Origin of the sequence: Pseudomonas sp. GM79 (assembly GCF_000282495.1) — a bacterium.
Classification (GTDB): domain Bacteria; phylum Pseudomonadota; class Gammaproteobacteria; order Pseudomonadales; family Pseudomonadaceae; genus Aquipseudomonas.
In genome coordinates, this window is sequence record NZ_AKJE01000003.1 from 1 (window position 1) to 17,809 (window position 17,809).

14 protein-coding genes and 3 pseudogenes are annotated in these 17,809 nt (G+C 59.4%); 14 read left to right on the forward strand and 3 right to left on the reverse strand.

Going from position 1 to position 17,809, the window contains the following annotated elements; translation table 11 throughout:
- The 6 genes and pseudogenes from PMI36_RS28525 to PMI36_RS28505 form a co-directional block, all read left to right on the forward strand.
- A partial coding sequence (locus tag PMI36_RS28525) for an electron transfer flavoprotein subunit alpha/FixB family protein (RefSeq protein ID WP_008067129.1) occupies positions 1-203 on the forward strand: 203 nt, incomplete at its 5' end.
- Positions 204-228: 25 nt separating this feature from the next.
- A complete protein-coding gene (locus tag PMI36_RS28520; protein ID WP_008067135.1) occupies positions 229-1,071 on the forward strand; it encodes an FAS1-like dehydratase domain-containing protein in 843 nt (280 codons plus the stop codon).
- Positions 1,068-1,883, forward strand: a complete 816-nt coding sequence (locus PMI36_RS28515; RefSeq protein ID WP_008067137.1) for an HpcH/HpaI aldolase/citrate lyase family protein — start codon at positions 1,068-1,070, stop codon at positions 1,881-1,883. The genes PMI36_RS28520 and PMI36_RS28515 overlap by 4 nt, the downstream gene beginning before the upstream one ends.
- A 61-nt stretch (positions 1,884-1,944) precedes the next feature.
- Positions 1,945-3,336 carry an aldehyde dehydrogenase family protein gene (locus PMI36_RS28510; RefSeq protein ID WP_008067139.1) on the forward strand — a complete coding sequence of 464 codons (1,392 nt, stop codon included), beginning with the start codon at positions 1,945-1,947 and terminating at the stop codon, positions 3,334-3,336.
- A gap of 320 nt (positions 3,337-3,656) precedes the next feature.
- Positions 3,657-5,409: pseudogene (locus PMI36_RS0129285) on the forward strand (helicase-related protein); the annotation flags it as partial.
- A 109-nt stretch (positions 5,410-5,518) separates the two neighbouring features.
- Positions 5,519-5,830: pseudogene (locus PMI36_RS28505) on the forward strand (NYN domain-containing protein); the annotation flags it as partial.
- Positions 5,831-5,891: 61 nt separating this feature from the next.
- On the opposite strand, the gene PMI36_RS28500 reads toward PMI36_RS28505, so the two are convergent.
- Positions 5,892-6,113: a hypothetical protein gene (locus PMI36_RS28500; RefSeq protein ID WP_008067153.1), complete on the reverse strand. Its 222-nt coding sequence runs from the start codon at positions 6,111-6,113 to the stop codon at positions 5,892-5,894.
- A gap of 311 nt (positions 6,114-6,424) precedes the next feature.
- On the opposite strand from PMI36_RS28500, the gene PMI36_RS28495 reads away from it, so the two are divergent.
- Together PMI36_RS28495 and PMI36_RS28490 are read left to right on the forward strand one after the other, a co-directional pair.
- The gene (locus tag PMI36_RS28495) at positions 6,425-7,609 is read left to right on the forward strand and encodes a serine hydrolase domain-containing protein (protein ID WP_008067155.1); all 1,185 of its coding nucleotides are present in this window, start codon (positions 6,425-6,427) and stop codon (positions 7,607-7,609) included.
- 106 nt (positions 7,610-7,715) lie between these two features.
- Positions 7,716-8,639, forward strand: a complete 924-nt coding sequence (locus PMI36_RS28490) for a transporter (protein ID WP_008067156.1) — start codon at positions 7,716-7,718, stop codon at positions 8,637-8,639.
- A 79-nt stretch (positions 8,640-8,718) separates the two neighbouring features.
- On the opposite strand, the gene PMI36_RS28485 is transcribed toward PMI36_RS28490, so the two are convergent.
- Entirely contained in the window at positions 8,719-9,747 is a 1,029-nt protein-coding gene (locus PMI36_RS28485) for an AraC family transcriptional regulator (protein ID WP_008067158.1), read from the reverse strand.
- Between the two features lie 327 nt (positions 9,748-10,074).
- Between PMI36_RS28485 and PMI36_RS28480 the strand changes: the two genes are divergently transcribed.
- Both PMI36_RS28480 and PMI36_RS28475 read left to right on the forward strand, forming a co-directional pair.
- On the forward strand, positions 10,075-11,562 hold the full coding sequence (locus PMI36_RS28480; RefSeq protein ID WP_008067162.1) for an aldehyde dehydrogenase family protein: 1,488 nt from the start codon (positions 10,075-10,077) through the stop codon (positions 11,560-11,562).
- Positions 11,563-11,660: 98 nt separating this feature from the next.
- Positions 11,661-11,933, forward strand: a complete 273-nt coding sequence (locus tag PMI36_RS28475; protein ID WP_008067164.1) for a DUF4242 domain-containing protein — start codon at positions 11,661-11,663, stop codon at positions 11,931-11,933.
- 59 nt (positions 11,934-11,992) lie between these two features.
- Here PMI36_RS28475 and PMI36_RS28470 read toward each other — a convergent pair whose 3' ends face one another.
- On the reverse strand, positions 11,993-13,897 hold the full coding sequence (locus tag PMI36_RS28470) for a sigma-54-dependent Fis family transcriptional regulator (RefSeq protein WP_008067165.1): 1,905 nt from the start codon (positions 13,895-13,897) through the stop codon (positions 11,993-11,995).
- A 259-nt stretch (positions 13,898-14,156) separates the two neighbouring features.
- On the opposite strand from PMI36_RS28470, the gene PMI36_RS28465 reads away from it, so the two are divergent.
- The 4 genes and pseudogenes from PMI36_RS28465 to PMI36_RS28455 all read left to right on the forward strand — a co-directional run.
- Positions 14,157-15,089, forward strand: coding sequence for a transporter (locus tag PMI36_RS28465; RefSeq protein WP_008067167.1), 933 nt, complete (start codon positions 14,157-14,159; stop codon positions 15,087-15,089).
- Between the two features lie 54 nt (positions 15,090-15,143).
- Complete coding sequence (locus tag PMI36_RS28460; protein WP_008067169.1) at positions 15,144-17,240, forward strand: PQQ-dependent dehydrogenase, methanol/ethanol family; 2,097 nt, start codon at positions 15,144-15,146, stop codon at positions 17,238-17,240.
- A 116-nt stretch (positions 17,241-17,356) separates the two neighbouring features.
- The gene (pqqA, locus tag PMI36_RS30155) at positions 17,357-17,428 is read left to right on the forward strand and encodes a pyrroloquinoline quinone precursor peptide PqqA (protein ID WP_003243383.1); all 72 of its coding nucleotides are present in this window, start codon (positions 17,357-17,359) and stop codon (positions 17,426-17,428) included.
- A gap of 125 nt (positions 17,429-17,553) precedes the next feature.
- A pseudogene (locus tag PMI36_RS28455) lies at positions 17,554-17,809 on the forward strand (pyrroloquinoline quinone biosynthesis protein PqqB); the annotation flags it as partial.

The following is a 17,809-nucleotide window of genomic DNA, read 5'->3' on the forward strand; positions in this document are numbered from 1 at the left end:
GTCAGACCGGCAAGATCGTTGCGCCACAGCTGTACATCGCCGTCGGTATCTCCGGCGCGATCCAGCACCTGGCCGGCATGAAGGACTCCAAGGTGATCGTTGCGATCAACAAGGATGAAGAAGCGCCGATCTTCCAGGTGGCCGATTACGGCCTGGTGGCGGATTTGTTCGAAGCGATTCCAGAAATGGCCGCCCTGGCCTGATCACCGACCGACAGGAGCGAAATGTATGAGCGATATCGATTTTTCAGCGTGGATCGGACGTCGTCAGGAAAGCCAGGACCGGATCAGCTTCAACCTGGTCAAACGCATTGCCGCAACCTTGAGCGAAGTGGCACCGCTGCCTGGCGAAGCGCTGCCGCCGCTGTGGCACTGGGCGTTCTTTCAAGAGCCGGTCGCAGCCAGCGAACTGGGCCCGGACGGTCATCCGGCGCTGGGTGGTTTCTTGCCTCCGGCGCACAACCGCAATCGCATGTGGGCCGGCAGCCGAATCGAGTTCTACCAGCCTCTGAAGGTGGAGGCGGATGTGACCTGTGTTTCGACCATCCTCAACGTCGAAGAGAAGCTCGGCCGCACCGGTTCACTACTGTTTGTCACGGTGCGCCATGAGTATTTCCAGGACGGCCAACGCACCCTGCAAGATGAGCAGGACATCGTCTACCGCGAACCGACTCCACCCAAACTGAGCGGCACCGAAGCGCTCCCCGAGGGCCAATGGCAGGAACCGGTCGAGCCGTCCTCGACCCTGCTGTTCCGCTATTCCGCGGTCACCTTCAATGGCCACCGGATTCACTATGACTGGCCTTACGTCACAGAGACCGAAGGCTATCCGGGACTGGTGGTGCATGGTCCATTGATTGCCACGTTGAACCTGCGTGCCTTTACCAAAGCGCACCCGTCCGCGCGCTTGAAGCGCTTCACCTTCCGAGGGGTCCGACCGCTGATTTCGCCGCAACCTTTCGAGGTCGGCGGACGCGTGATTGACAGTGGCAAGGCGCAGGTCTGGGCAGGCAATCAGGACGGCACCGCGCAGATCGGTGAAGTCGAGTTCAGCCAGGGAGAAACACCATGAGTCCATCGATTGTTCGCTCCGCCTTGTTTGTGCCGGCCACCCGTCCAGAGCGCATCCCCAAAGCCATCGCCAGCGGCGCGGACCGAGTCATTGTCGACCTGGAAGATGCCGTGCAGGAAAACCTCAAAGAGCAGGCCCGGGATAACCTTGAGCGCTTCTTGAGTGAACACCCCGAAGCTCAGGTGTTGGTTCGGGTGAATGCCGCGGAGCACTGGGCGCACGCCGCGGACCTGGATCTTTGCCGTCGGCATGCCGGCGTGACCGCCATTCTGCTGCCCAAAGCAGAAAGTGCGGCGCAGGTGTCCACCGCCTTTAGCACCGGCAAACCGGTCTGGCCGATCATCGAGAGCGCCAAAGGCTTGGCGGCACTCAGCTCGATTGCCGGTGCGAAAGGCGCTGAACGCTTGTCGTTCGGCAGCCTCGATCTGGGCCTGGACCTGAACCTGACCGCCGGCAGCCGTGCTGCCGAAGAGATTCTCAGCCACGCCCGCTACGCCGTGTTGCTCTGCACACGGGTTGCTGGACTGGCCCCGGCGCTGGACGGCGTCTTCCCCTCAATCCAGGACACCACTGGCCTGCACAACACCGTTCAATTTGCCCGCGACATGGGCTTTGGCGGCGCGTTGTGCATCCATCCGAGCCAGGTGGCGATCATCCATCAGGCGTTAAAACCCAGCCCTGAAGAACTTCTCTGGGCGCAACGCATCATCGAAGCTGCCAGCTCAGGTGACGGCGTCTTCGTGCTGGATGGGCAAATGGTCGATGCACCAGTCATTGGTCGCGCGTACTCCATCCTGGCGCGCGCGACCTGACTCAACGGCGGCGCTTCTGCTTTGAAGCTGCGTATTCATTCCTACCTCATAGGACGGTGTCATGATTAACGTTTCTGGCCTTACCCATGCCATTTCGATCAACCCTGCCAATGGCGAGCAGATCGGCTACTACCCTTTCGAATCGGCCTCGACACTGGACGCCGCCCTTACCCGCGCCGCTGCCGGGTTCCGCGTCTGGCGCAGCAAACCCGTTGATCAACGCTCGCAATTGTTGATCGCCTTGGCACAGGCATTGCGCGACAACGCCGCAGCGATGGCAAATATGATCACCCTGGAAATGGGTAAGCCCACCACTCAGGCGCGCGGTGAAATCGAAAAGTGCGCGCAGCTCTGCGAGTGGTACGCCGAACACGGCCCCGCCATGCTGAGCGGTGAACCGACACTGGTTGAAGGTGGAAAAGCGCGTATTGAATACCGCCCGCTCGGCCCGATACTTGCCGTCATGCCGTGGAATTTTCCGATCTGGCAGGTGCTTCGCGGCGCCGTTCCAGCGTTGATCGCCGGCAATACCTACGTCCTCAAGCATGCGCCAAACGTAATGGGCTGCGCCTATCTGTTGCGGGAGGCCTTCAAGCAAGCCGACTTCCCAGAAGGTGTCTTCGAGGTCATCAATGTCACGCCGGACGGCGTCTCCACCGCGATCGCCGACCCACGCATTGCTGCGGTGACACTCACCGGCAGCGTGCGAGCCGGCATGGCCATCGGCGCTCAAGCCGGAGCGGCGTTGAAGAAGTGTGTATTGGAATTGGGCGGCTCCGATCCGTTCATTGTGCTCAACGATGCCGACCTCGACGAAGCGGTCAAAGCGGCCGTCATCGGCCGCTATCAGAATACCGGGCAAGTCTGCGCGGCCGCCAAACGCCTGATTGTCGAGCAAGGCATTGTCGAGGCGTTCACCCGCAAGTTCGTCGAAGCCACTCGCGAGTTGGTCGTCGGCGATCCATTGGCTGCAGACACCTACATCGGCCCCATGGCTCGCTTCGATCTTCGTGATGAGCTGGATCGTCAGGTCCAGCAGACGCTGGAAGAAGGCGCGACATTGTTAATGGGCGGCAAGAAGGCTGAAGGCCCTGGCAACTTTTTTGAGCCCACCGTATTCGCAGATGTCACCGACCGGATGACCTCGTTCAAACAGGAGTTGTTTGGGCCGGTGGCCTCGATCATCACCGCGCGCGATGCAGCCCACGCGCTAGAGCTGGCCAATGACAGTGAGTTCGGACTTGCCTCAACCATTTACACTCGCGATGTCGAGCTTGCCCATAAGCTGGCGGGCGAACTGGAAACCGGCGGTGTGTTCATCAATGGCTATTGCGCAACCGACCCACGTGTCACCTTCGGCGGCGTGAAGAAAAGCGGGTTCGGCCGGGAGCTGTCACATTTCGGGGTCCGTGAGTTCTGCAATGCGCAGACGGTGTGGCTGGATCGCCGCTGATTGCATCGACGATCAATGTTTTGCGACTCAATCAATATCCCAACGACTCTATCTGGCTTAGCTCCGAGCCGATGGGGATTCGCGCCGGCGCCGACACCCCGCTTACGCGGGTCGTGGCGGTGTTCGGTACGGCGCTTATCTGAAGGGCACCAGTGCCGTCAGAGAACGTAGTCATCAGAAATTCACACTCGTTGGAACTAACAGGTCGCCCTGATTCGCACCTTTCGTGTTAACGAAAAAGCGAGGGCCGTCGATGCCAAGGAAGATGCAGGCTTGGGATTTTCTTTGACGCAAAAAAAAATGGACCTCTTTTCAGAGGACACGCATTCATTGGTAGCGAACGAGGCAAGCAGCTTCAGTCTCTGATGCACCGCGTAGAACTTGTCGCGGGGCGTCGCCTCCCTAGAGTTGGGCTGTCAGCCACACTCGGCGATATGAAGATGGCGTCGGAGTTTTTGCGTCCGGGAAATGCCGATGGGGTTACCGTCATTGAGTCCAAAAACTCCAACCAGACACTTCAGGTGCAAGTTCGCGGTTACATCCAGCCGCCAATGAGCGAGCTCAAAAAAGAAGCCCGTCGAGCGCTCTGATCAGGAGGGAAATGATGACGAGACGGAAAACGAGGCGAGCCCTGACTTCGCGATTGCTGATCATCTCTACAAGGTTTTGCGCGGCAGTAATAACCTGATTTTCCCGAACAGTCGGTCTCAGGTTGAATGGTACGCAGACCAACTGCGTCGCCGCTGCGAGAAAGATGGCGTGCCCAACGAGTTCTGGCCTCATCACGGCAGTCTTTCAAAGGATCTGCGGGAGCAGGCTGAACATGCTCTCAAGGCAGGTGACCAGGCGGCATCGGCGATTTGCACCACGACGCTTGAACTTGGAATAGACATCGGCAGCACCAAAACAGTAGTGCAGATTGGTGCCCCACCATCGGTGGCGAGTCTGCGCCAGCGTTTAGGGCGCTCGGGCAGACGCCCGGGAGAAAAAGCGACACTGCGCGTTTACTGCAAAGAGTCGCCACTCACAGATGGATCGAGCCTCTCAGATCAGCTGCGCCAAGGCCTGGTTCAGACCATTGCCATGGTCAGACTGTTAGCCAGAGGATGGTTTGAACCTCCCAAGGCTCAGGGCATTCACGCGTCCACCCTTGTTCAGCAATGCCTTTCCATCATTGCCCAGTGTGGCGGCGCATCTGCAGCAGACCTCTGGAAAGTCTTGATTGCAGAGGGGGTATTTCCGAAGGTCGAGAAGTCAGACTTCGTGAAGCTGCTCAAGTCCCTGGGTGAGCATGAACTCATTGTTCAAGACAGTTCGGGGTTATTGTTTCCTGGGACAGTTGGAGAGCGACTGATCAACCACTATGAGTTCTACAGCGCATTCACCAGCGATGAAGAATTCCGCTTGGTGTGTGATGGAAAAGCACTCGGATCAGTCCCCGTAAGCCGCCCGTTGACCAAGGATCAACGCATCATCTTTGGAGGCCGGAGATGGCGGGTGCGTGATGTTGATCTCCAGGCCAAGGTCATTATTGTTTCAGCCGCACGCGGTGGTGCCCCTCCTCATTTCGATGGTTTGGGCGCTATGGTGCATGACACTGTGCGCGAAGAGATGCGCGCAGTCCTGGCAGACACGGCCGCTTGCCCGTTTATCGATCGCGACGCTCAAGCGTTACTCGATGAAGCTCGAAAGACATTTGTCTCATTGGGTCTTGGCGAGCGTTACCTCATCGAGTCGAGCGGAAAATGTTATTTGATCAGTTGGCTAGGTGATTACGCCAATGATGCGCTACGCCTGCTGCTCAATCATGTGCGCCTTTCTTGTAATAACGCGGGTCTTGCTATCGAGATTGACACGAACATCGATCAAGCAAACGCTGCACTCAATGCGGTCGGTGGCCTGGACCCAGGCGATCTCGATTCGACTCTCGCTGATGTGGAAAACATGCTGCGCGAAAAATGGGATTGGGCGCTGCCGGAGTCATTGCTGATGAAGTCGTTTGCTTCGATATCGCTGAATATCGAGACTGCGATTGTTTTTGCACACAAACAAGCAGGTGCAGATCAGAAATAAGATTTGTCGAAAAGTACGGAGCGCGCGAGCTCGTCATTTTCCATCTTCCCAATCGTACCCCCTCGGACTCATTTGACGGTATTGTGAGTTATCTACTCAGGGACCATCCATGGCCACTTACATCCCCAATCACACGCAAAAACATTTAGCAGTACTCATTGATGCCGACAATGCTCCCGCTGCGATTGTTGAAGGCTTGTTTGAGGAGATCGCCAAATACGGTGTTGCCAGCGTCAAGCGCATTTATGGCGACTGGACGGGCCCGCAGTTGGGTGGCTGGAAGAAAGTCCTCCTCGATCATTCGATTCAGCCCATCCAACAGTTCGCTTACACCAAAGGTAAAAATGCCACGGACAGTTCACTGATCATCGATGCTATGGACTTGCTGTACACCCGGCGCTTTGACGGATTTTGCCTGGTCATTCCGCCGATGCCATGCAAGCCAAACACGTCGAGGCTGTCGTCATAGCCGAAGCGGCGTTTCAGCTGTCCGAACCGCCACTCGTGTCTAGTACTGCATCACGATAGCGGGATAGCTGAGTGAGCTCCGCAGAATATTGTTCCGCTAATATTTGAGCTTCGGCCAATTGCGCGCTTGCCTGCGCCAGGCCCTCTTCCAGTCGCTTAGATTCGGCGCGCGACACACTGAGCTGTTCTTGAAACGCTTCCTTCGCTCCGTCCGCCTTGGCAACCGCTGTCTTCATTGCAGTAATCTCACCGGCCAATCGAAACGCCGAGTCTTCCTGCGTCGCGACCGCTTTGCTCTGCTGGCGAGCCTCACTCAGTAGGCGCTCGTTATCTCTGTTTACTCGTCGCCCACCTGCGCAGTACTTAAATAAGTGCCTGATTCCGACACCCCTTGCCGGCAGACGACAGACGCTCCGAACTTGTTTTCTTAGTCTCCCCTGGACCGACGTTCAACACTTCACGTCGGCCTAACCAGTCTTGCCACTGCACATCCCGCCATAGGCTCTAGCCGAGCGCACCAGGGATGGGTTCAAGGAGAATAAGAATAATGAATCCGGGTTTCACTTCATCAATCAATAACCTGCTCGATGCCGTCACTGCGGGACAACAGCGCGTGCCAGGCGTAGTTGCAGCAATAACGGGGCGAGATGGTTTGCTCTACGAGGGTGCTTCAGGTCAACGGACGCTCGGTCAAGCCGGTGCAATGACGACCGACAGTGTTTTCGCCATGTTTTCCACGACTAAAGCGATAACCGCCACGGCGGTGCTTCAGTTGGTCGAGGACGGCCTACTGGATCTCGATGCGCCTGCCAGGGACTATGTGCCGATGATCGGCGAACTGAAGGTGCTCGAAGGGTTTGATACCGACGGCACCCCGCGGCTTCGCGCGCCCAAAAAACACATCACCACGCGGATGCTTCTGCTTCATACAGCAGGCCTGGGTTATGAATTCTTTAACGAAAACTACAACAGGCTAGTCCAGGAAGGACACCAACCCAGCATCATCAGTGGATCGTTGGCGGCACTTATGACGCCCTTGCTGTTTGAGCCTGGTGAACAGTGGGAATATGGTTCCAGCATGGATTGGGCCGGTCTGGTGGTCGAGGCCATTACCGGCAAACGTCTGGGTGAAGTCATGCAACAGCGTATTTTTGAGCCGCTGGGCATGACCGATACCGCCTTTAGCATGACCGCATCGATGCTCCAGCGACGGGCTGGAATGCATCAGCGTGAAGAAGATGGATCGCTGACCGCAGTCGAGGGCTCCCTCCTTCCAGAGGAACCAGAAGTGCACATGGGAGGCCATGGTCTGTTCTCGACCGTGAAGGATTATTGCCTGTTCATCCGGGCCTGGCTAAACGATGGACAAGGTGATCACGGACGAATTCTGAAGCCTGAGACGATTCGTTTCGCTGAAAAAAACGGGCTCGACAACCTGAAAATAAAAGCCCTTCCCTGCGTGATTCCGAGTATTTCCCACACTGCGGAATTTTTCCCCGGCATGCCAAAGTCATGGGCGTTGAGTTTCATGATCAACGAACAAGACGCACCCACCGGTCGTCCTGCGGGCTCTTTGGCGTGGGCTGGATTGGCCAATCTTTTCTATTGGATCGATCGCAAGAATGGCATCGGTGGTTTTTGGGCCACTCAGATATTGCCATTCGTAGACCCTGTTTCAACCAATGGATATCTGGATTTCGAAACGGCGGCGTACCGCAATCTGACCATCTGAATCCGGACCTGATTCGATTCGCATGAGAGCCCTCCAAGGGCTCCAGGCGATGGCGCAAGAAAACTATCCCTTTCTCCGAAAACAACAAAAACAAAACAGGTGACTCATGGAGATCTCCACACGTACCCCTGCGCGCGCTCGATCCACAGAATGCGCATTTGGCACGTCAACAATCAGTGCCGGCCTCCTGCTGGCGACTCTGGCGGGCAACGCCGAAGCCGTCGATGTGGACGCCGGCGAATACGCCGCTGCGCTTCCAGCCGGCAGCAATATCGGCTTGCTTTACCTCCAGCATGCCGAACGGCGGTCGCTTTACGGTAATGGTCACAAGGTTGCGATCAAAGCGGGACTCGACTCGGATATCGGCATATTGCGCGTCGCGAATTACCAGCAGTTGGGTGACTACACGATCAATACGCAGTTCCTGTTGCCATTCGGGCGCCTGGAAGGAACACGCGATAACGACTCGTTGGGACAAACCAATGGCGTGGGCGACTTGATCCTGGCGTCCACCCTGTGGCTCGTGAATGATCCGGCGAAGAACCGATATTGGGGCATTGCGCCCTACCTGTTCGTGCCGACCGGTAACTATGATCGAAACGATGCACTCAACCTTGGCGAAAATCGTTGGAAGATGACGTTGCAGACAGGCTATGTGACCGGCCTCACTGAAAAGTTGTCTCTGGACCTCACAGCCGATGTAACCCTGTTTGGCAAAAATGACGACCTCACGAGTCAAGGCCTGACGTTGCGACAGAAGCCTCTATGGCAAGCCCAGACCTACCTGAGATACGCCGTGACACCCAAGCTGTCGGTGCATGTCGGTGCGTCTCGACTCTGGGGTGGTGAGACGCGCGTTGACGGTCAGGATCAAAACGATGAACCCAACACCAGCAAGTACCGTGTCGGGGGATCGTACTGGATGACCCCTACGTTCCAGGCCCTGCTCAATTACGGCCAGGACGTATCGGTCGACAACGGTTTCAAGGAAAAGCAGCGGGTTAACCTACGGCTGTTGTGGGTGTTCTGACCCATAGCAAGTGGTTGGCTTCCTGGGCACCGAGAGTGGGTTAGACGTCACTCTCGGTGCCCTTTCCTGCCTCGCATCGCTAACGCAGTCGGCGCTGCAAGGTTTGGGAGGGTAATTCACTGAAACGCTTGCGATAGATTCCCGCAAATTCACCCAGGTTTAGATAACCCCACCGAAAGGCGATGGTGGAAACAGTCGTACCCGACTCCGGATCCGTTGCCAATAAATCGCGGCGCACACCCTGCAACCGCTGCTCGCGCAAGAACGCACCGGGCGTCATGCCGCGAAAACGCGAGAAGGCTCCGCTCAATGCCCGCACACTGGTCCCGACGGCACTGGCAACCTCTGCCATCGTCGGCAGGCTCGCTGCGTTGGCACTCATGAACTCTTCAGCGGCCCTGACATAACGCGGTGCAATCCGGTTCATTGGACTATTGAAATCAAGCCCTGCTTGCTCGGCGCGGCCAGCCCACTCTCGCAATAAATGAACGCAAAGACTTTGCTCCAGGTGAGCTCCCATACGTCCTTCAGCCATGTGTTCGGAAGCCTCGGCAACACAACGAACCGTGTACTCCAGCAGGCTTAGCCAGCTAGAACCGATTCCGCCGATAATGCATTTATGTCTCCAGAACCGATCATCGGGCACGAACCCAAACCACTGCTGCGCCACCCGTTCCAAAACTGCATGAGGAATAGTCAGATTCAGTTGCAGGTGATCCGGGTCGAGGTCGATCCGGTAATCGACACGACTGCAATTGGCAATGAAGGATTCACCTACTGCCGTATCCTCAGTGACCGAACGTTGAGCCCAGTGCCGGGCATTGCCGCGAATGGTCGTAAGCAGTAATGCATTCCCCGCCTCGGGCGAAAATTCATCGACGCTCACGGCGACTCCATAGGCAAAACGAGTCAGCGTCAACTCGCCAATCCTGGACGAATGCATGGTTGCTTGCGGCTTGATGGCATGCCCGATGGGGGCCACACGATAGGGCATGTAAACGCGATCCGACCAGTCGCTGATTTCATCCCACTCGGTTGAAAAGATTTTGTGTTGCTGGCGTAGCGGCTTGCCGCTGACATCGGTTAACAACGCATGCTCAAGAAGCATAGAGACACCTGTTTTTATTTTTTTAGGGTCGGGTTGCAGGTTCGAGATCATCCAGCGCCTGTACTCCTTCGTAAAGGGCTTTTTGATAGCGCGACGGACCGTTGGCGGCGTCTTCACTTTGCGCTGGTCTGGTCGACTCAGTGCGGGGCGCCGTTGTCCCATTCCGAGACAGTTGTACGAGTTCGATACAGTCCTTGCTTTGCCGTTCCTGTCTGGGTTGCCTCCTAAGTAAGGCCGGGAGCCCAGCCCCCGCGGCGCTTTCGGTGGGGCTGGCACAGGCGTTGCTCCAGGGTCCGGTACAAGACCCACAACAACGAGGCGCCACCCATGGAAAACCTACTGCATCCCAAGACCGTCGAATTCCTCTCCAGGCAACCGCGCATGCTGATCGGCGCCGGATGGATGGACGCCGCCAGCGGCGCGACCATGGCCGTGCGCAACCCGGCCACCGGCAACCTTCTGCTGGAAGTGCCGTCCGCCGACCATGTCGACGTGGACCGTGCGGTGCAGGCCGCGCGCCGCGCCTTCGACGATTCTGCCTGGAGCCGCATGCGTCCGCGCGAGCGGCAGAACCTGCTGTGGCGCCTGGCCGACCTGATCGAGCGTGACGCCCAGGTGATCGCCGAGTTGGAATGTCTGAACAACGGCAAGAGCGTGCAGATGGCCCGCCTGGTGGACGTGCAGTTGTCCATCGACTCCTTGCGCTACATGGCCGGCTGGGCCACCAAGCTCTCGGGCACTACAGTAGATCCGTCCCTGCCACTGATGCCGGACAGCGAATTCCACGCCTTCATCCGCCGCGAGGCGGTAGGTGTGGTCGGTGCCATCGTCGCCTGGAACTTCCCCTTCATGCTGGCTTGCTGGAAACTCGGCCCGGCCCTGGCCACCGGTTGCAGCCTGGTACTCAAGCCGGCCGACGAGACACCGCTGAGTGCCCTCAAGCTGGCCGAACTGGTGCTGGAAGCCGGCTACCCCACCGGCGTATTCAACGTGGTCACCGGCACCGGCCTCAGCGCTGGCGCGGCGCTGACCCGCCACCCGGGAGTAGACAAGCTGACCTTCACCGGCTCCACCGAAGTGGGCAAGCAGATCGGCAAAGCGGCCATGGACAACATGACCCGCGTTACCCTGGAGCTAGGCGGCAAGTCGCCCACCATCGTCCTGGCCGACGCCGACCTGCAGGTGGCCGCCGCCGGTGCCGCCAGCGCCATCTTCTTCAACCAGGGCCAGGTGTGTTGCGCCGGCTCGCGCCTGTACGTGCACCGCAAACACTTCGACCGGGTGGTGGGCGACATCGTCGATATCGCCAATGGCATGAAACTCGGTAGCGGCCTCGATCCCAGCGCGGCCATGGGTCCCCTGATCTCCGCCAAGCAACAGGATCGGGTGCATAACTACATCGAGATGGGCCGCGAACTGGGCGCCACCATCGCCTGCGGCGGCGAGAAGTTCGGTCCCGGCTACTTCGTCCAACCCACGGTGATCGTCGACGTCGACCAGAAGCATCGCCTGGTGCAGGAGGAGATCTTCGGCCCGGTGCTGGTGGCCATGCCCTTCGACGACCTCGACGAAGCCGTGCGCCTGGCCAACGACAATCCCTACGGCCTCGGCGCCAGCATCTGGTCCAACGACATGAGCGCGGTGCACCGCATGATCCCGCGCATCAAGTCCGGCTCGATCTGGGTCAACTGCCACAGCGCCCTCGACCCGGTACTGCCCTTTGGCGGCTACAAGCTCTCCGGTGTCGGCCGCGAATTGGGTGCGGCGGCTATCGACCACTACACCGAGCTGAAGACGGTGATGATCAAGCTGTAACCCTTTTTCAGCCGGAGGGTGGTTACCGCCCCCGGCTGCTTTTTCTTCTCAGCATCACGCCAGCACCTACCCACAACTCAACTATCAAGGAATCTGTCATGCCCAAATATGTCATCGAGCGGGAAATTCCGGGCGCGGGAAAACTCTCGGCCGAAGAACTCCAGGCCATTTCGCAGAAGTCTTGTTCCGTGCTCAGCACCATGGGACCGCAGATCCAATGGCTGCAGAGCTATGTGACTGACGACAAGGTCTACTGTCTGTACATCGCGGCGAACGAACAGTTGATCCGCGAACACGCCGCGCAAGGCGGCTTCCCGGCCAACAGCGTCGCCGAAGTGCTCGAAATCATCGGCCCAAACACCGCCGGATAGTACCGCCACCCCTTGCGCAAGGCCGCCGTTCCTGTCGGAGCGCGGCCTTGCCTCCAGCGTTAACCCTCCTCCATTCCCTTGAGCTTCCGGTACAGGGTCGCTCGCCCGATTCCCAGGCTGCGCGCGGCGGCCGAGAGGTTGCCGCCGCTCGCTTCCACCGCCGCCTTGATCGCACGCAGCTCTGAAACCTGCAGGGTATCCCCCGCCTGCAGATGCGGCTGCGGTGTCCCTGCCGTTGACCCGACCTGAACTTCACAACCCTCCAATACGTCATCCGGCAGATGCTGCAGGTCGATTTCCCTGTCGCTCTCGGCCAGGGCAGCGGCCAGGCGCAGGGTCTGGTTAAGCTGGCGAACATTGCCCGGCCAACGGTAAGCCAACAGCGCCTGCAGTGCCGCTTTGCTCAGGCTGAGCGGTTGGTGTGGGGTGGTTGCGGCGCACAGCAAGTGCTGGATCAGCGCTTCGAGGTCGCGGCGCTCGCGTAGGGCCGGCAGGAATACGCGCAGGCCATTGATGCGGTAGTAAAGATCCTCGCGAAAGCCCTGGTTGGCGCTGAGCAGCTTGAGATCTCGGTGGGTGGCGCAGATCAGCGCGCAGTCCACCTTGATCACCTGGCTGCTGCCAAGACGGCTCAGGCTGCGCTCCTGCAGCACGCGCAGCAGGCGACCTTGCAGTTCCAGGGGCATGTCCCCGATCTCGTCAAGAAACAGAGTGCCCTTGTGCGCCTGTTCGATCTTGCCACTGGCACCACCCTTGCGGCTGCCGGTAAAGGCACCTTCGACGTGACCAAACAGTTCCGACTCGATCAGGCTGGCCGGGATGGACGAACAGTTGATCGCGACGAAGGCCTCACCCGCTCGGCGACTGCCTTCATGCAGCAGACGGGCAAAAACCTCCTTGCCCGTGCCGGTTTCGCCGTTGATCAGCACCGGAATGTCATGGGAGAAGGCCTTGCGTGCCCGGGCCAGAGCGTCCTGCAAGGCCGAATCCTGCAGGCAGGGGCCGGCCTCGGACGAGGGCAACTGCTCGACGGTAGTTGCAGGCAAAGATGTCGAACGCGGCACCCGCGTCATTTTCTGATCAGGACTCAGAGTGATGCAAGCATGCAGTTCGCCGCTGTGGTGGCTGCGCAAGCGCAGCGGCGCACTGAGGTCGTGGCGGCAATAGCAGGTGGCATGGACGAAAGGCATGTCGAACAGCTCGGCGAAGTCCAGGCCGGACCGAATCTCGCCGAGATTCAACAACTGTCCGGCGATGCGGTTGACACAGCGCAGCTTACCGGCCGGGTCGAAGGCCATCAGGCCTTCCAGTGGCGTACCGAGAATGTCCAGGCGGTGGTGCAGGTGCACCAGCAGCACATCACCTAGCTGGGCGAACATGCGGTTTTCGATGGCACGAGCGGCGAACACCAGGGAATCCAGGGTGTAGACCGAGGGCACACCGTGTTTGCTGCTGGCGTCCAGTACTCCGACTATGCCGCCGTCCAGGCCGAAGATCGGCGTGGCCAGACAGGAGAAACGGCGAGCCTCCTCGAGGTAATGCTCCTCGCCGACAAAAAACACCGAGTCGCGCTCGGTCAGGGCGCAACTCGGCGCGGTGGTACCCACGTTCTGCTCGGAAATTTGCGCGCCGACACGGAACACCTGGTTCAACTCGCGGTTGTCGGAGCTGCGGTGGCCCAGGGTGCTGAGCACTACACCTTCCAGATCGATGCAGGCCAGCACCCAGTCCTTCGGCGACAGAGCGGCGTGCAGCTGCTCCATCTCCGGGGTGGCGCAGTTAAGCAGCAGGCGATTGCTCTCGGCGATCTGCGAGCCGCTGGCGACCACCGGAGCGTCGAACAACAGACTGTCGCGCTGGCACAGGCCGTAATTCTGCGAGCGCTGCCAGGATCTCTCGATCACTTGGGAATCGACGAAACGCTTGCGCGAAGGGAGGGGCGCGGGGCTGTTGAGTTTGTGCATGGCATGCGTCTCGCGGGCGAATGTCTCGAAGTGGGCCAGCTCGACCCCAAGCCACTGTCTCAATTTGAGCCAGTGATACAGCGGGACAATTCCCGAGCTTCGTTCGACAACTCTTATTGTTATTTAAGCCATTGATTTAAAAGCGATTTTTACACAATAGAAAAAGCTGGCACAAGCTCTGCTCAATGACTTCACGTTAGTCCGGATAAGCGCTCCGGCACTAAGTTCGATCATAAACAAAAACAATAAAGGTGATGTTATGAAAATGAGCACAGAGCCGGCTCGCCTCAGCCCTGCGGGGTTGCCACGCGAGCGCCGTCCAGCGCATCTGTTGCATGCTTCGCTATTGAGCCTGCTCGCCGGTTTCTCCTGCAGCGCCTCGGCTGTGGACGTCGATGCTGGCGATTACACCGCCCTTCCGGAAGGCACCAACCTGGGGTTGCTCTATTACCAGCACACCGAACGCAACGCCCTATACGCCGACAGCCACAAGGTACCCATCAATGCCGGTCTGGATTCCGACATCGGTATCCTGCGTGGCGTGCACTTCACCAAGATCGGCGATTACATCGTCGACCCTCAGTTCCTCCTGCCGTTCGGCAACGTGCGAGCCAAGGATGACCTGCAAGACCTGGGCAACGACAGCGGCACTGGCGACTTGATCCTCGCCGCCACCGTCTGGCTGCTGAATGAACCGGAAAAGCGCCGTTACTTTGGCATCACCCCCTTCCTCTTTGTGCCCACCGGCAGCTACGACAAGGATCAGGCGATCAACCTCGGCGAGAACCGCTGGAAGTTCGCCCTGCAAGCCGGCTATATCACCGGTCTGACCGAAAAGCTGACCCTCGATCTGGTCGGTGACGTGACCTTCTTCGGCGACAACGATGACTACGGTAGCGCCAGCGTCACCCAGAAGCAGGACCCGCTGTATCAAGGCCAGGCTTTTCTGCGCTACAACTTCACCGAGCGTTTTGATGTGCGCGCTGGCATTTCGAAACTCTGGGGCGGCGAAAGCAACATCAGTGACCTGGACATGGACGACAAGCCCGGCACCAGCAAATTCACTGTCGGCACGTCGTACTTCGTCACCCCAAGCACCCAGTTGATGGTCAATTACGGTCAAGACATAGAAGTGGACAACGGGTTCAAGGAGGACAGCCGCATCAACTTGCGCATCCTCCAGCTGTTCTAGCCACCGCCGCTCGCCAGGGTCTCATTCCAATCAAATAACAGGAGTCCTGCGTCTATGAACACGCAGTCTGCATCCCAAATTCTCGCTGGCCTGGCCTTCGCCTTGCTGGCACCGTTGGTCGTCGCTACACAGGTCGACCAGGCCGCCATCATTGCCAGCAAGCAAGACGGTAGCCAATGGCTCAGCCATGGCCGTACCTATGACGAACAGCGCTTCAGTCCACTGGACCAGATCACCGCGCAGAACGCCGGCAAGCTGGGTCTGGCCTGGTCCCTTGACCTCGATAACCACCGCGGCCTGGAAGCAACGCCGCTGTTCGCCGACGGCGTGCTCTACACCTCGCTGTCCTGGAGCCGCGCGATGGCGGTGGATGCGCGTACCGGCAAGACGCTCTGGACCTTCGATCCGCAGATCGCCCGCGACAAGGGCCGTGACGCATGCTGTGACGCGGTCAACCGCGGTGTCGCACTGTGGAACGGCAAGGTCTTCATTGGCACCCTGGACGGCCGACTGATTGCCCTCGACGCAAAAACCGGCAAGCAGGTGTGGAGTCAGCAGACCACCGATAACAGCAAACCCTACACCATCACCGGCGCGCCGCGTGTGGTGAAGGGCAAGGTGATCATCGGCAACGGCGGCGCCGAGTACGGCGTGCGTGGCTACTTCTCCGCCTATGATGCCGAGAGCGGCAAGATGGCTTGGCGCTTCTACACTGTGCCCGGCGACCCGAACAAGCCCTACGAACACCCTGAGCTGGCCGATGCGGCCAAGACCTGGAAGGGTGACGAGTACTGGAAGCTCGGCGGCGGCGGCACGGTGTGGGACGGCATGGCCTATGACCCTGAACTGGACCTGTTGTACGTCGGCACCGGCAACGGTTCGCCGTGGAACCGCGAGCTGCGCAGCCCCGGTGGCGGCGACAATCTCTACCTGTCCTCGATCCTCGCGCTCAACCCGGACAGCGGCCGACTGGCCTGGCACTATCAGGTGACCCCGGGCGACTCCTGGGACTTCACCGCCACCCAACAGATCACCCTGGCTACCCTGGAGATCGGCGGCAAGCCACGCAAGGTGCTGATGCAAGCGCCGAAGAACGGCTTCTTCTATGTCATCGACCGCCAGACCGGCGGGCTGCTCTCTGCCGAAAAGTTCGGCAAGGTAACCTGGGCCGAGAAGATCGATCTGGCCACTGGCAAGCCGGTGGAGGCGCCCGGCGTGCGCTACGAGAAAGAGCCCATCGTCATGTGGCCGAGCCCCTTCGGCGCGCACGGCTGGCATTCGATGTCGTTCAACCCGCAAACCGGCCTGGTTTATATCCCCTATCAGGAGATTCCAGGTGTCTACCGCAACGAAGGCAAGGACTTCGTCAAGCGTAAGGGCTTCAACACCGGTGCGGGCTTCTCCGACACCACCGCGATTCCCCGCGAGGCCGTTTCCGGCGCACTGTTGGCCTGGGACCCGGTCAAGCAGAAGGAAGCCTGGCGCGTACCCTACTCTCACTACTGGAACGGCGGCACCCTGAGCACCGCCGGCAACCTGGTGTTCCAGGGTACGGCCGACGGAAACTTCATCGCCTACTCTGCAGACAAGGGCAAGAAGCTCTGGTCGTTCGGCGCACAGACCGGCATCGTCGCCGCCCCCATGACCTACAGCCTGGAGGGTGAGCAGTACATCGCCGTGATGGCCGGCTGGGGTGGTGTCGCCCCGCTGATCGGAGGCGATGCCGCCTTGGCGCCGGGGGCCGGTAATCTCAGCCGCCTGCTGGTGTTCAAACTCGACGGCAAGGCATCCCTGCCGCCGCTGCCAGAGAAAACAGTGGTGGCCGTAAACCGCACGCCAAAACCGGTCGACGCTTCCGCCGCGGATATCGCCGCCGGCCAACAGTTGTACGGCGGCTACTGTTCCGTCTGCCACGGCGTGGGCGCAGTCAGTGGGGGATTGATCCCCGATCTGCGCAAGTCCGACGAGCCGCGCCGCGACCTGTTCCAGCAGATCGTCCTGGATGGCGTGCTGCGACCTCTCGGTATGCCCTCCTTCAAGGACAGCCTGGAGCCCGCCGATGTCGAGAAGATCAAGCACTACGTGATGAGTCGGGAGTACGCCGATTACCTCAAGGCACAACAACCGACCGCGGCCAAGGCCACGCCATGATTACGGAGCGGTAGCGCAACGGCGGCGAGTCAGGATGACTGGACTCGCCACCATGCCAAGCAAGGATGCACAACAGGCTTTTGATCAAACCATCCAACAACAATGAGGAACTCATCATGTGGACCAAACCTGCCTACACCGACCTGCGCATTGGTTTTGAAGTCACCATGTACTTCGCTAACCGCTGACCCTTGAGCGTGGTGCTGCGCCTCCGTCCGCTCCACGAACGTCGCGCCACGCGAACCTTGCCCCAGCTCGCTGGGGACCTTTTTCCGCAGTCGCGCTCCCGTGTGACTGCCTGTCGGAACCACTCATGCACATCCAGATTCTTGGCTCCGCCGCAGGTGGCGGTTTCCCCCAGTGGAACTGCAACTGCGTGAACTGCGCCGGTTTTCGCGATGGCAGCCTGAACGCCAAGGCGCGCACCCAGTCGTCCATCGCCATTTCCGATAACGGCGTGAACTGGGTGTTGTGCAACGCATCGCCGGACATCCGCGCCCAACTCCAGAGCTTCGCCCCGATGCAACCGGGCCGTGCCCTGCGTGATACCGGCATCAGCGCAATCATCC